The organism is Halobacillus litoralis, from assembly GCF_004101865.1.
Classification (GTDB): domain Bacteria; phylum Bacillota; class Bacilli; order Bacillales; family Halobacillaceae; genus Halobacillus; species Halobacillus litoralis_A.
In genome coordinates this window covers 1,126,867-1,142,126 of record NZ_CP026118.1, presented here as the reverse complement: position 1 = coordinate 1,142,126, position 15,260 = coordinate 1,126,867, and the positions used below count along the sequence as shown (strand labels likewise).

Below are 15,260 nucleotides of genomic sequence, written 5' to 3'. Positions count from 1 at the left end.
ATTTGGAACTTTGAAACGTATTCACTAATAGGAGGTGAGGAGAATGGAGCGAGAACCTGCTCAAAGAATATCCCAAAAAGCACTGACTCTCTGGCGGATCTATGGGGCCATCCAGGTAGGAATTGTCATACTTTTGAGTATCGGACTTTTTGTTGCTGTTCTTTTATGGGATTGGCCGTGGTGGACACTATTGATTGCTTTAGGTGTCTTATTCATTGAATTAATTGTATCTGTCTGGTTAATCCCCAGTTTAAGGTGGAAACGATGGCGTTACGAGGTGAGCGAACACGATATTGACTTACAGCATGGCATCATCATCGTCACTCGGACACTTGTCCCTATGGTTCGTGTGCAGCACGTAGATACGGAACAAGGGCCATTATTAAGGAAATTTCATTTATCAACGATCAGCATTTCCACGGCTGCTACCGTACATAAAATCCCTGCATTGGATGAACAAGAGGCAGAAAGACTTCGTCAGTCCATATCTTCATTAGCGAGGGTGGCTGAAGACGATGTTTGAACCTAGAAAGCTTCATCCGATTTCCGCTGTCATCAATTTTGTTAAAACTCTGAAAGATGCAGCTTTACCTTTAGTGATCGTCTTTGTTTTGAACGGAAATATGTTCAGGGGAGATATTGAATGGATTCCTTTGCTCATCTGGATTGCCGTTCTTTTGCTTGTGCTGAGTTCAGGAATTATACGTTGGCTGCGGTTCACCTATCGTATGGAAGAAGGTGAGCTTCGGATCGAGTATGGTTTGATTTTCCGTAAAAAAAGATACATCCCGATTGACCGTATCCAGAGTTTAGATTTTTCCGAGGGGATTTTCCACCGTCCGTTGAATTTGGTGAAGGTATCTGTAGAGACAGCAGGTTCTACTGGGAGTCAAAGTGCAGAAGCAGAACTTACAGCTATTAAGCGTGAAGAAGCTTCTGAATTGGAATCATTGATATTTCAAGAAAAAAATCAACGGCAAACGGATATTGAGCCGGAAGATGAAAGCGTGGATCTCAAAAAGGGTGGAAGAGAGAAAGTATATGGGATGAATATGAGAGAGATCATTCTCATGGCTCTGACTTCAGGAGGCGCTGGAGTTGTGATTTCTGGTGTCGGTGTGTTCTTTTCACAGATCATGGATGTGTTGCCTTTGGGGACGATTTATGACGAAATCCTTGATTGGATACAAATTGGTGCGTTAATCGTAGCCTTTACTGTGCTGGTCGTTTTACTGATTGCTTATGGAATTTCAATCTTCTTGAGTATTCTGCGTTATGCCAACTTCTCTGTATTTTTAGAAGCTGATGACTTAATCATTACACGGGGTTGGTTAGAAAAGAAACAGATGACGATTCCATTGAACCGTATTCAGGGGCTCAGAATAGAAGAAAACCTGATTCGTCAGCCGTTGGGGTATGCAACAGTCACTTTGATCAGTGCTGGAGGTTCAATACAGAAGGATACTGATCATCAACTGAGATTGCTTCCTATGATAAGGAAGAAAGAAATTGAGAAGGTGTTGCAGCCGATTTTATCGGATTACCATATTGTTCGGTCCTTCAATAAACCCCCTGGCCGTTCTAAGTATCGCTATATGATCCGTCACTCCTGGTTCGCTTTCCTGGCAGCCATTCCTATCAGCATTTTCTTTTTCCCTTATGGTTTACTTTCTATATTGGGCGGAATCTTATTTGCCGGTCTTGGCTGGATCGCTTATCATGATGCAGGATGGAGAATAAAGGACAATCAGCTGACATTGCGTACTCGGAACATCATTAAACAAACGTATGTGATGAAGAAGCATAGAATCCAAGCTGCTTCTGTTGCACAAACGCTTTTTCAACGAAATGCTGACTTGGGGAGTGTACGCGTAACGCTGAAGTCAGGTGTAGGAGGATCTGTTGCTCACTGTTACTATTTAGAAAAGGTGGATACTGACCAAGTGTTGAGCTGGTATAAACCGCCTAAACAAATAGAAAGCCGGTAGGAAGGGAAATCTTCCTGCCGGTTTTATTTGTTGAAATAATAGGATAGGTGTGGTGAACAATTTGATAACTACCCTTGATGGATTTAAAGTGATATCGATATTTTTACTGGCAAACAACACAATCGAATTAGAGCACCTATCAAAATAGGGTTTAAATCCGAACATTTAATAATTTAATGTTGATTTATGTTCGTAAATGGATTATTATAATTAACGTTGTTATTTTTGGTGAAAGTCAGGTGTCCATTTATGAAGAAATTCTTTCAATTAGAACAAAACCATACAAATGTTAAAACAGAAGTTCTCGCGGGAATTACGACATTTTTGACGATGGTGTACATCGTAGTCGTCAATCCTGCTATCCTATCGAATGCCGGTGTTCCTTTCGACCAAGTGTTCATGGCAACCATCATTGCTGCTGTCGTCGGAACATTGATTATGGCCTTTGCAGCGAATTACCCGATTGCCATTGCGCCCGGCATGGGGTTGAATGCTTATTTTGTAACAGAAGTAGTGCAACAGGACGTTAGTTACTCTGTCATTCTAGGGGCCGTATTTGTTGCTGGTGTTTTATTCGTTATTTTGAGTATGACCAGTTTGAGAAAAACACTGATCATGGCGATTCCTGCTTCTTTGAAGTATGGAATAACCTCAGGGATCGGTCTCTTCATTGCATTTCTTGGATTAAGAATGTCAGGAATAATTGTGGAGAGTGATTCGACACTTGTGACATTAGGGGATTTGACTGCTCCTGGGACACTGCTAACCATCTTTGGATTATTTGTGACCCTTGCTTTAATTGCGAGAAATGTCACAAGCGGGTTGTTCATCGGGATGTTCGTCACAGGAGTCCTTGGATTTTTCACAGGTCAATTACAGATCGATCAGCTTGTCGCCGCACCTCCCGCGCCAGTATTCTGGGACATGGATATCGCCGCTGTCTTCAGTAATGGGTTATATACAGTTATTTTCGCGTTTTTACTTGTCACCATTTTTGATACGACTGGGACGATGATCGGTGTAGCTGAACAAGCAGGATTCATTCGTAAAGATGGGAGTTTGCCGAGAGCTCGAGCAGCTTTGATGGCAGATGCTTCTGCGACTACGGTAGGTGCAATGTTCGGCACCAGTCCCTCTTCTGCCTATATCGAGTCCTCATCAGGAGTAGCTGCTGGCGGACGTACCGGTTTGACGACATTTGTGGTAGCTGGATTGTTCATTGTTTCAATATTTTTTGCGCCAATTGTCGGGGCCGTTTCCGGTTTACCAGCAATAACTGCGCCTGTACTCATTATTGTAGGATGTTTTATGATGGAAGGTTTGGCGAAGGTGAATTGGGGATCCTTTGATGATGCTTTTCCGGCTTTCATCATCATATTATCCATGCCGCTTACGTCAAGTATTGCAACAGGGATCGCTTTTGGCTTTATCACCTACCCTGTATTGAAATTGGTGGTAGGTAAAGGGAAGCAAGTCCATTGGATGTTGTACATGTTCGCATTCATTTTCATTTTACAGATGATCTTTTTCCCAGGGCATTAAATGGAATTAACGCAAAACCCGTATCTGACATAGATGTCAGGTACGGGTTTTTTGTCTGTTATTTATTTGTGATTTTCCATATAAATGGGATTTTATTTCCGCAATCTTTCATAAATTGTCAAAGCTTGTGTAAATAAAAATATCAATGCACATATTTGGAAGGTATAAAGTATATTTGGCTGAAACCGTGGCAAGTTATGGATAGGTGATGCAGATGGGATTCTTTAAACGGTTATTTCATGGAGATCATACCAAAATTCAAGATCGACAAATTACAGATCAGTCGCAAGAGCCGCAACAAGCGAGCTCTTCCAAGCTGTCCATAAATGTTGAATATATATTACAAGCCTTTAATCAAACCAATGATTTGAAAGTACGTGTCCTGAAAAAAGGCAATGCCGCTCTTTTATATATTGAATCGCTGGCGGATCAGGAAAAGGTACAAGCAAAGATATTTGCTCCACTGGAATTAGGGCATGTCGATGATATATCCGATATTCCTAATTCCAAGCAAACACTCAACTTGGAGGAAGCTATCGTATCCCTTTTGAGTGGGCACGCCGTTTATGTGGAGGATGGAAGTTCGAAAGTTTCCATGTTTAATGTTACATCTGTTTTCAACCGCACCACGGAAGAGCCACAGAATGAAAAAGTGGTGAGAGGCGCCCATGATGGCTTTGTAGAGAACTTGATGATTAATATCAATTTAGTCAGAAAGAGGATAGAGCATAGGAGTTTGACAGTCAAGTATTACAAGTTGGGGAAAAAAACGAATACCAACGTGGCTTTGATGTATATGGAGGGCATCACAGACCCAACTATCGTTGAAGAGGTAGATAAGCGAATGAAATCAATTAGCGCTGATATGATTCATAGTCCGGGGTATGTTGAAGAATTCATTGAGGATCAATCGTACTCACCGTTTCCGCAGATGCTGAACACGGAACGGCCTGATCGTGTCGTAGCTAACTTGATGGAAGGAAGAGTGGCGATCATGGCGGAAGGAAGTCCCACATCGTTAATTGCTCCTTCTACCTTTTTTATGTTTTATCAGGCGCCAGATGATTACAATATGCGCTGGTTCACAGGTACATTCGTCCGCCTGATCAGATTATTCAGTTTTATCATAGCCATCGGACTTCCTGCTTTTTATATTGCTATCGTCAGCTTCCATTTTGAAGTGATTCCAGATGAATTGATCATACCTGTGAAGGCTTCTATCAATGAAATTGCTTACCCCCCAATCATGGAAGCGTTAGTGATGGTCATCATCATTGAACTGATCAGGGAAGCGGGGATTCGGCTGCCGCAACCAATCGGTCAGACCATCGGTATTGTTGGAGGTCTCGTCATTGGTGATGCAGTGGTCCGTGCAGGGCTGGTTTCCAATCTGATGGTAATAGTCGTCGCATTAACAGCTATCGCCTCTTTTGTTGTTCCATCAAATGAACTGAGTACGACATTAAGGCTGCTGACATTCCCTTTGATATTTTTAGCTGGCTCACTAGGGTTTGTCGGGATCATGTTCGGGATGATGTTCATCTTGATCCATCTGGCAAGGCTTGAATCTTTTGGCGTACCCTATTTTGCTCCAGTCGCCCCGCTCAGTTTTGTGGATTTAAAAGATACCTTTGTTAGGTTACCGCTATATATGATGAAGAAACGGCCGAAGGATGCCCATGCGATAAGCCCAGTTGCGATGGGGCCATCAAGGGAGTGGAAAGATAGTGAACAATCAAAGCAATCCGGATCAAAAACTGAATCAGAATCAACAAAATCAAAATCCAATACAAACTCAAGCTCCCACTCAGACCAGCCAAAAGCCTGAGCAGAAGCTATCACGAAGGCAGTTTTTTTTCATTATTATTCAGACACAAATCGGGGTGGGAGTTCTTTCTATTCCCTATGAACTGCATAAGGTAGCTAAACAGGATGGATGGATTTCCTTGTTGATTGCCGGCCTTCTTTTGCAGCTCGTGCTATTTGTCCTGTGGGCACTAGCTAGAAACTACCCGGAGCTGACGCTTTTTCAAATCAATGAGAAATTATTTTCAAAATGGTTAGGCAAATTCATTTCGTTTGTTTATATCATTTACTTCCTTGGGGTCGGGACGCTGATCATCTTATTATTCGGGAGGATGATTAGTTTGTGGGTGTTGCCGAATACACCTTTATGGGTGCTTGCATTATTAATGATAGCAGCTTGTATATATCTCGTCGACGGTGGTTTGCTCATAATGGGAAGAGTCTATACGATGTTTTCTTTTTTGCTTGTCGTACTTATTTTGTTAGTCACGTACTCCATGAAAGAGATGAATATCATTTACCTCTTTCCCATCCTTGAAACAGGGTGGGGGAAAATATTCACTGGTGTTAATAAAGCGATCTTATCGTTTTTCGGTTTTATAGTGTCGCTTGTCATCTTTCCAAAAGTCGAAGGAAAGCCGAAAGACAAATTGAAAACGATATTTCTCGCTCATTGGTTTGTCGTCGTGTTTTATTTGTATATCGTGTTAGCGAGTTTTACATTTTTCAGTACGAAAGAGCTTCCATTAGTACCAGAACCTCTATTGTACATGCTGAAATCCTTTGAACTGCCTGTCATAGCTCGTATAGATTTATTTTTCATATCGATTTGGATCATAAGTGTGGCTACTTCCTACGCTACCTATGTTTACATGGCAAGTATTGGCTTGAAGGAAATTTTTCAAACCCAGCAGACAGGACGTTTCCTTATTGTGTTTGGTATGATCACCTTCTTCATTACGGTGTACGTGGGGTTTGACATGAAGAAATTAGAGTTTTTTAATCAAGCCGTGATTTATTCGGGATATGTATTTTCAATTACTCTTCCTTTACTGATGCTCCCTCTCAGTTTTCTTTTCAAGAAGATAAAGAAAGGACAGAACTGATATGAAGCGATGGTTGATTGCGTTCGTATGTCTCTTGATGTTGACCGGTTGTTGGGATGAGCGCCAGTTTAAAAATATCAAACTGGTATTATCGATGGGCTATGATGTTGGTGAAGATGGGGGGATTATCCAAACGGTATCGATCCCTAGTGTTAGAAGGAGTGTGGAGGGACCAGGAGAAGAGAAGATTCAAGTTATTTCAACATCGGCTCACACCCCAAGGGAAGCTCGCGATAAATTAGATCAAATGATTTCTGAAACCTTTGATCCGTCTAAGGTGAAAGTGATAGTCCTTGGTGAAGAATTGGCAAAAAAGAATATCTATCCGATATTAGACGAAATGTATCGCAACCCTAATAGTAATTTGAATTCTTTTTTAGCTATAGCCGAAGGTGGAACAGCCAAAGACGTCATTAATACAAAAAATTTAAGCGAGACCCGTATCAGTCAATATCTTAGTGGTTTATTGGATGCTGCTGTATATTCAACGCATGCAACAGGGGAAAACCTTCAGCTTATATGCGCGGAGTTAGTAGAACCAGGTATTGACTTTTCAGTTCCGATGGTTACTGTAGACGAAGAAAAGCAATTGATCACTTTTTCAGGAATGGGGCTGTTTCATGATAAGCAATATTCGGGAGAGAAAATTGCCCCTGAGCAAACCACTTTATATATGCTGTTACAGGGCAAGAAGGGGAAAATTGCTCGAATGACTGCCAAAGTTTCTGACAAACATGAAGAGGAAATACAGAATTATGTAACTGTGAATGTTATGAATAACAATAAAGACCTTAAATTAGAAGTGAAAGATAATCAGGTTACAGCTCATCTGAAATTGAAAATGAAGGTGCGTATTGTGGAATACCCTTCTGACCACTTGTACGTCAAAGGGAAAATTGGTAGCATCAGCAAGGAACTGTCTGAAGTTTTGACCTCTGATTCTGAACAAATCATTAGTCAGATACAAGAAGCGAATAGTGATATTCTGGGGATAGGCAGAAGAGTGAAAGCATTTCACCCGAAAGTGTGGAAAGAGTTGGATTGGAATGAAGAATATCCAGAAATAACCATTAAACCTAAAGTTGAAGTGGAAATTTTGCAACATGGAATCATCAATTAAAAGCGGAATGACTTTACTGTCAGCAAAAAAACCAGACAAAATTGAAACCTTTTCCTTCGTTGTCTCGTCTCTATAGTAGAAACTTTCACAATGAGTCGGGGGAAGGGTAACGTGTGGAAAAGAGTTTGGATTAGAATGTATACGATTACGTTCTTAGCGCTTGTTATGTGCGGATGTAATACAACCCATGCCGTGCCAAACGGATATTATGATTACGATGAGGATAAAGTGATCGCTGCGGTCGAACAGCTCCCATTCAATCCAGCACTGCCTGATTTCATCCCGATTCATATGGTCAGTGTCGTTTCAGATGTGTACAAGGAAAACGAAGCGGAAGTCATGGATTTAAGTTTTTACACGACTGAAAACGATCTCTTGACCATCAAGTTCACTGAAGCAGATGATTTCCCCACCTCATGGGTGGATCAAGAGAAGCTTCCCATTACAGACCAGATTGATGGAATATATGAAGACAATCATTTTTCCAAAAAGCTATCATGGCAAAAAGGTGATATCACATATGTGATGACCTATCGTGCAAATGTTTCAACTGAGCTAAATAATGAACAGCGTGTAACACGACAACAATTGGTTGAAGTTGCCCGCTCGTTTCATTCATAAATGATTATACCTCCCCTATGGTATAGCACTCGGCGACTGACCATCGCCGAGTGCCTTTTAATTTCTCCAGACTTTTCCTATCTCTACATATTTTCCAAGTAATAAGCCAAACTACCTCTGACAAATAAAAAGAGGAGTGAGTTTAGTGAAAACATGGATGTGGTTAGGGGTGATGTTATTTGCCGCTGTTTTATTTGTTCAATCCCCTCAAATGACACATGCCGAGACAGATGCGTATACGGTGAAGAGCGGAGATACCCTTTGGAAGATTTCCAAAAAATATAAAATAGGTCTTGCAGAAATTATCAATGCGAATCCTCAATTCAATAATCCTGATTTGATATACCCTGGAGATCGTGTAACGATCCCGATGAAGCCGAGTATTAAGTCGGTAGAAAGACAGGTCATCGACTTGACGAACCAGGAACGAGCGAATAATGGCTTGTCGGCATTGAAAGCGAATTGGCAGCTTTCACGAGTCGCACGGTATAAATCAAGAGATATGGCGAATAAAGGATACTTCTCTCATAACTCACCGACATATGGATCACCTTTCGATATGATGAGGGATTTCAATGTCCATTATCGAAAAGCAGCAGAGAATATTGCTGCAGGGCAACGCACACCAGAAGAAGTAGTGAACGGATGGATGAACAGCCCTGGACATAGAAAGAATATTCTTGACCCTGACTTACGGCAAATCGGAGTCGGTTATGCTGAGGGTGGGAGCTATGGTTACTACTGGACTCAAATGTTCATAAGCCAATAAGATAAAACTGCCGCTTTTAAAAGCGGCAGTTTTTTTGTCCTCTGATTGAGGTGATTAGCCCCACGAGAAAATAATCTCTTATGTCCCGAAGGTGGTCTCGCTGGCAGAAATTGTATCAATAGGTGCAGGGGTTATAGTTGCTCCTATCTTTTTGCCAGTAACAGAGCATCGGAGCATTATGGCTCATAACAGAGCATCGGAGCATTATGGCTCATAACAGAGCCCCCTTTCTGAAGAAATTTTTCCACCTGCGAAAACCGTTGGTGAAATATTCCCGGCAATCATTATAGTCTCTTACTTTATATTTTTAAAAATTTACAGAAGACTTCCTTCTGGTATTAAGGGGAATAAATGCCGGTGACTAAAGGCATATTAAATGATGAAGGAATAGAGTGACATGGTCTGCAAAATATTACATACAAATAAACCTTGCATGACGTCTGACAACCTGATAAAATCCATAGTGGTATTAGTTAATGTAAGCATTTTCATAATGGGGTTTATTACCAAACAAATAGGGGAGGATTTTTTCATGGATATTCTTTTAGGGATTATTGCTGTCGCGGTCATTCTTGGAATCGCTTTTTTGATGTCCAATGATCGTAAAAATATTAATTATAAAGGTGTAGTCGTCATGTTGGTGGTTCAATTGCTTATTACCGCCTTCATGTTCAATACAGAAATAGGGAAAAAGATCATAGATGCCATCTCCTGGGGCTTTAATAAGCTTATTGAGTATGGAACAGTAGGGGTGGATTTCGTTCTGGGCGGAGTTCAAGTCGGAGACGGCGGAGTTTTCTTCTTCAACGTCCTATTGATCATCATCTTCTTTGCTACCATCCTATCTGTTTTGACGTACTTGAAGATTTTGCCTTTCATTATCAAGTATCTTGGCTGGGGACTTTCTAAAATTACGGGTCTTCCAAAGGTTGAATCTTTCAATGCTGTAAACAGTATTTTCTTCGGACAATCAGAAGCATTGATCGCTATTAAATCACAATTCCATAATTTGAATGATAACCGTTTATATATCGTCAGTGCTTCTGCTATGGGCTCTGTTTCTGCATCAATCGTAGGGGCTTATCTGGGAATGCTCCCAAGTCAATATATCCTGGTTGCGCTTCCGTTAAACATGTTCAGTGCTTTGATCGTAGCTTCTATGATTTCTCCGGTAAAAGTTTCTAAAGAAGAAGACGTTGTCGACATCCAAGATGTTTCCAATTCCAAGAGTTTCTTCGAAGCTATGGGGAATGGAGCTTTAGATGGTGGTAAAATTGCATTGATCGTAGCTTCTATGCTTATCGCTTTCATCGCTTCACTAGAGCTCGTTAATGCAGTCTTTGGTGCGATATTCAATGGTTTCACCCTTCAACAACTTCTTGGCTATATCATCGCTCCGATCGGATTATTGATGGGGATTCCTGCTGGTGAAGTGATTGATGCCGGTGCTATCATGGGTACGAAAATCGTAACGAACGAATTCGTTGCTATGCTTGAATTCAGCAATATGCTTGATAGTGTGTCAGAAAAGACAACAGGGATCGTAACGGTATTCCTGACAAGTTTCGCTAACTTCTCCTCCATTGGTATCATTGCGGGTACTGTGCAGGGAATCGACAGTGAAAAAGGCGGTAAAGTGTCTGGTTTTGGTATGAAACTTCTCATTGGTGCTACACTTGGTTCTATGCTTTCTGCAACAATTGCAGGACTATTTCTATAAGATAACAAAAAGGCTGAATGGAGATTTTCTCCGTTCAGCCTTTTTTTGTCTGCAAGTGTTGTGGCCAAAAGCGAACTTTTCTTTGGTGAAGTAAAAAGATGTTACAAAGGCTTTAGTGTACTCCAGCTGTCCTGTTCTTCCATCAGCAAAGTTTACAAAAGAAAGGAAAAGGAAATAAAAATCTATAGATCCCAATAAAAGGAGAGATAATTGTGCAAACGCATAAGCTCTATATTAATGGAGAATGGGTCAGTACAGCGGAACAACAAGAGGTTTTAAATAAGTACACACAAGAACCCTATGCTAAAGTGGCTAAAGCTTCTGAAAAAGAAGTGGATATCGCCATTGAAGCAGCAGCTGAGGCCTATAAGGAGAGACAAATGCCTCCTTACCAGCGATTCGAAATCTTAAAGCGTGTCAGTGAATTGTTGCAAGAAAAGAAAGAGGATCTTGCTGAAAATATTACTTTGGAAGCTGGGAAACCGCTCAAACAAGCGTTGACCGAGATCGATCGAGCAACGCAGACTTTTGAATTGGCCGCAGAAGAAGCGAAGAGGATTCATGGTGAAGGTGTCCCTGTTGAAGCAGCACCAGGGTCCGAAAATCGCATGGCCTTCACCATAAAAGTTCCCATCGGTGTTGTTGGCGCCATCAGCCCTTTCAACTTCCCAGTCAATCTTGTCGCACATAAAATAGCTCCTGCGATTGCGGCTGGAAATGCTGTCGTATTGAAACCGGCAAGCAAAACACCTATTTCCGCACTGAAATTAGCGGAACTCTTCGGAGAAGCAGGATTGCCGAAAGGATTCTTGAATGTAGTAGTTGGTTCAGGTTCTACAGTGGGTAATCAAATGATGGAAGATGCTAGAATTAATCTCTACACGTTTACAGGAAGTGCTGAAGTCGGCTTGAAATTGAAACAGAATACAGGTCTGAATAAGCTCATCCTGGAGCTTGGCAACAACTCCCCTGTCATTATTGATAAAGAAGCAGATTTAGATACAGCAGCTAAAAACGTGGCCGCCAAAAGTTATGCTTTTGCGGGTCAAATATGTATTTCTGTTCAGAGGATTTATGTCCATGAAGAGGTCCAGGAAGAATTTCAACAAAAATTTATAAATGCCATACAATCATTGAATGTAGGAGACCCGAATGAATCAAATACAGATGTAGGCCCAATGATCAGTGAGGATGAAGCGAAGCGTGCTGAAGAATGGGTGGAAGGAGCAAAAAACGAGGGTGCTCATATTCTCTATGGAGGGGAACGAGACGGGGCTTTACTTCAACCGACTGTATTGACAGAAGTTAACCATGAGATGAAGGTTGTCTGTGAGGAAGTTTTCGCCCCTGTTGTAAGTATTCTTCCATTTTCTGATCTCAAGTCATGTATTCAGGATGTCAACAGTTCTCCGTATGGTCTGCAAGGTGGAATTTTCACTCAGAATATCGATACCGCTTTTTATGCGGCTGAAAATGTTGAAGTTGGAGGTCTCATGGTCAATGACTCCTCTCAATATCGTGTGGACCTTATGCCTTACGGTGGAGTGAAAAACAGCGGCTGGGGGAAAGAAGGCCCGAAATATGCCATTGATGAGATGACAGAAGAACGGCTGATTGTGATGAATTTGAATCAGTAAAATAAACCACCTAGTGAATTTTGAAAGCACCTGTCATTCGGTGGCTGAATCTAACACCTTCAAAGATGTAAATATCAATTTTATATCTTTGGAGGTGTTGTTCTTATTGAAATCGTATGCCGGTTATCATCGCAGTTCAAACTATAATCAGACATATTTAAGGAATTCATCGCGTTTCACTCCCATTAAAATTGAATCATGGTATGCTCCGTTATAGAATAGCTCTTCCCTTATACGACCTTCTTCTATAAATCCCAACTTTTTATACGATTGCATTCCTCTTTTGTTGTAGGCGAAGACATCCAGACCTACTCTATTCAAATTCATGATCTCAAAGCCGAATTCCAACAGTAACGACATGGCTTCTGTCCCGTATCCATCCCCCCAGAAGTCCTTATCGAAAATGGAAATCCTCACAATCGCTTTACGATTTTGCTGATCTATCTCCAGCATAGCAATGTCACCAATAAGCTGGTCAGTTTCCTGTAAGCAAATGACCAGATCGATTCTGCTGGCGTCCTTTGAGATCCTGTCAAACCAATCCTGAACAGCAGACCGGGTGAACACAGCCTGAGTACCTGTGAGCCGCCGTCCTTCTTTATCCCAGAGAGCATTTTTATAAAAGAAATCCAAATCCTCATTTTCAATCGGTCTTAAATAGACTCTGTTACCCGCTAAAAATTTGATAGGTTGATGTACTTCTTCACTCATCAATATCCCTCCTGTAATGTGCTTATTTTCTTATCATAAATATACATTTATCCACGAGTTCAATAAATAGAAAGAATTACTTAGAATCAATATCACCAGACCAAAAGCTTGTTGGGGAGGCGCTGGAGCTAGATGAATCTAAGCGCAAGCACCCCGAGGGGCTGGTTGTCGGAACTGAACAAGCTGTTAGTTATATTATTTCCAGGAGTGTAAAAAAACACTGATTATCCAACTAAAAGATAATCAGTGTCATTTTGGCTATTCCTTAGTATAAACAATTTTCTTTATCGTCTCTGGTGAGAGAAAATACTTCTCCGCTAATTCACTGATGGAGTATCCGTCATAAAAGCTTTGTTTAATCTTGGAGTTCCGCTCATTGATTTTCTTTCTTGCTCCAGAGGAGGTCCCCCATTTTTTATGCATTGCTCTGGGTTTAGGAATATAAAGAGTTTCACCTTGTATATATTTCTGCAGTTCTGTTATAAGTTCTTCAGGTATAATATTGTTTGCGTTCACATATTTCATCTCAGCCAGCTCCTTATTTATTTTAGTTATCTACTAAATAAGGTGCAAAGCCTGTACGATTAGAAATATGAGGCTGTTCAGGCAAGCTGATCAAATCCCCCTCATGCAAAGTGCCGCCTTCTAATCATAGGCTTTGCATGAGATGCTCCCGTTTTCCTCAACGTGATAACTTTCTGCATTTTTTCACATCCTTTGTCCTAGGCTTATTATTCACTTATACTCAAGTATAAATGATTTTCAGATTATATTCATAATATAGTGGTTTGCGAGCATCGTCCTGTAATTTTTCACCTTACAGTGATCAGTGTCCCTTGCCATCTTAAGTAACATTAACGGAAAGATTTCAGATGTCCTTTCTGTAAGTGGATCATCCTGATGAGCAATGTGACAGCACCGGCAGTTAAACCGATCGTCAAGCTCAGCCAGTAACCATATGGCCCTAAACTTGTATAAGTGGCTAACAGGTATCCGCTTGGTAGTCCAATGCCCCAATACGATATGAAAGCCATCAGAAGCGTAATATTGACGTCTTTATATCCTCTGAGGATCCCCTGAAGCGGTGCTCCGAATCCATCTGATAATTGGAAAAAGATTGCAAAGAAAATGAAGTTTTTCGTCAGTTCGATTACGGTTTCATTGGAGCTGTACATTCTGGCTACAGTATCGTCAAAAATGAATAGAACAAGGCCGGCAATTATACTCATCATGACCGCAAGGGTAATACCCATATAAGAATATGTCCGCGCTTCTTTGTAGCGGCCTGCGCCAACTTCAAAACCTACAGCGATGGTCAGCGCGAAGGCGATACTTAACGGAACCATATATAGAAAAGAAGCGAAGTTGATTGCAGCCTGGTGGGCAGCGATTGTATTTGTGTCATAAGCGGTCATAAAGAAGGTGACAGCAGCGAATATGCTTGTTTCAAAGAAAATGGCAAAGCCGATAGGGACACCGATTCTCAACTGGTTCCACCATTCCTTGAAGGAAGGTTTCATCCAGTTTTTAAAGATTTTATATCTCTTGAGCGGAGTGAGTTTATGTATGATGAGTATAATGATGCAGAAAGATACCCAATAGGTAAGCGCAGAAGCGATTCCTGCTCCAACACCCCCGAGTTCCGGCGCGCCCCATTTACCAAAAATAAAGATATAATTGAACAGAATATTCGTAGGGAGAGTCAGTAATATGACAAACATCGATATTTTTGTCATTCCTAGAGCATCCACAAAAGAGCGCAAAATATTGAACACGAATAATGGAACAATCCCAATCCCAAGGGTTATCAGGTAATATTTGGCCACATGATTCACTTCTGACTCTATATCCATAAGTGAGAGGATCGGATCTAACATAAAGAATCCGATTACTCCGATAAGTGTCGCTAGGACAATGGCTAAGTAGACGCCTTGCTTCACAGAATAAGTGATCTCCCTGTCTTTTTTAGCTCCTTTCAGTTGAGCGACGATCGGAGAGATGGCCATCAGTATTCCATTCAATCCAGTAAAGACAGGCACCCAAATGCTGGAGCCGATCGCTACACCTGCAAGCTGATCTGCCCCTGATTTCCCTGACATGATGGTATCGAAGAAATTCATCGCATACATGCCGATTTGGGTGATTAATATAGGGAGCAGGATAACAGTGAACAATTTGATTTTTTCACGTAATGTTTTAGTTTCATACATAGAGATCTTCCTTTTCTGTTACAATTCTTC

The 15,260-nt window shown here is 41.1% G+C and carries 13 protein-coding genes; 10 read left to right on the top strand and 3 right to left on the bottom strand.

The annotated features are described in order from the left end of the window. Positions 1-43: 43 nt before the first annotated feature. The 10 genes from HLI_RS05740 (at position 44) to HLI_RS05695 (ending at position 12,309) form a co-directional block, all read left to right on the top strand. Complete coding sequence (locus HLI_RS05740; protein ID WP_128523846.1) at positions 44-523, top strand: PH domain-containing protein; 480 nt, start codon at positions 44-46, stop codon at positions 521-523. Next, positions 516-1,988: a PH domain-containing protein gene (locus HLI_RS05735; RefSeq protein WP_128523845.1), complete on the top strand. Its 1,473-nt coding sequence runs from the start codon at positions 516-518 to the stop codon at positions 1,986-1,988. Before HLI_RS05740 ends, HLI_RS05735 begins: the two co-directional genes overlap by 8 nt. 249 nt (positions 1,989-2,237) lie before the next feature. Further along, positions 2,238-3,530 carry an NCS2 family permease gene (locus HLI_RS05730; RefSeq protein WP_128523843.1) on the top strand — a complete coding sequence of 431 codons (1,293 nt, stop codon included), beginning with the start codon at positions 2,238-2,240 and terminating at the stop codon, positions 3,528-3,530. Between the two features lie 214 nt (positions 3,531-3,744). Then, entirely contained in the window at positions 3,745-5,358 is a 1,614-nt protein-coding gene (locus HLI_RS05725) for a spore germination protein (RefSeq protein ID WP_128523841.1), read from the top strand. After that, positions 5,258-6,442, top strand: coding sequence for a GerAB/ArcD/ProY family transporter (locus HLI_RS05720; protein ID WP_164908498.1), 1,185 nt, complete (start codon positions 5,258-5,260; stop codon positions 6,440-6,442). The genes HLI_RS05725 and HLI_RS05720 overlap by 101 nt, the downstream gene beginning before the upstream one ends. 1 nt (position 6,443) lies before the next feature. Next, positions 6,444-7,562, top strand: coding sequence for a Ger(x)C family spore germination protein (locus tag HLI_RS05715; protein ID WP_128523838.1), 1,119 nt, complete (start codon positions 6,444-6,446; stop codon positions 7,560-7,562). Between the two features lie 135 nt (positions 7,563-7,697). Continuing rightward, positions 7,698-8,183 (top strand): hypothetical protein, encoded by a 486-nt coding sequence (locus HLI_RS05710; RefSeq protein WP_128523836.1) that lies wholly within the window; start codon positions 7,698-7,700, stop codon positions 8,181-8,183. A gap of 145 nt (positions 8,184-8,328) precedes the next feature. After that, entirely contained in the window at positions 8,329-8,952 is a 624-nt protein-coding gene (gene safA / locus HLI_RS05705) for a SafA/ExsA family spore coat assembly protein (RefSeq protein ID WP_241655943.1), read from the top strand. Between the two features lie 532 nt (positions 8,953-9,484). Further along, positions 9,485-10,672, top strand: coding sequence for a NupC/NupG family nucleoside CNT transporter (locus HLI_RS05700; protein WP_128523834.1), 1,188 nt, complete (start codon positions 9,485-9,487; stop codon positions 10,670-10,672). 212 nt (positions 10,673-10,884) lie between these two features. Further along, positions 10,885-12,309, top strand: coding sequence for an aldehyde dehydrogenase family protein (locus HLI_RS05695; protein ID WP_128523832.1), 1,425 nt, complete (start codon positions 10,885-10,887; stop codon positions 12,307-12,309). A gap of 147 nt (positions 12,310-12,456) precedes the next feature. Here the strand turns inward: HLI_RS05695 and HLI_RS05690 are convergent, their stop codons facing one another. The 3 genes from HLI_RS05690 to HLI_RS05680 all read right to left on the bottom strand — a co-directional run bounded on the left by HLI_RS05690 (position 12,457) and on the right by HLI_RS05680 (position 15,230). Next, positions 12,457-13,020, bottom strand: a complete 564-nt coding sequence (locus HLI_RS05690) for a GNAT family N-acetyltransferase (protein ID WP_128523830.1) — start codon at positions 13,018-13,020, stop codon at positions 12,457-12,459. A gap of 258 nt (positions 13,021-13,278) precedes the next feature. After that, positions 13,279-13,545, bottom strand: coding sequence for a CD3324 family protein (locus HLI_RS05685; protein ID WP_128523828.1), 267 nt, complete (start codon positions 13,543-13,545; stop codon positions 13,279-13,281). Between the two features lie 329 nt (positions 13,546-13,874). Continuing rightward, entirely contained in the window at positions 13,875-15,230 is a 1,356-nt protein-coding gene (locus HLI_RS05680; RefSeq protein WP_128523827.1) for an MATE family efflux transporter, read from the bottom strand. Positions 15,231-15,260 lie beyond the last annotated feature (30 nt).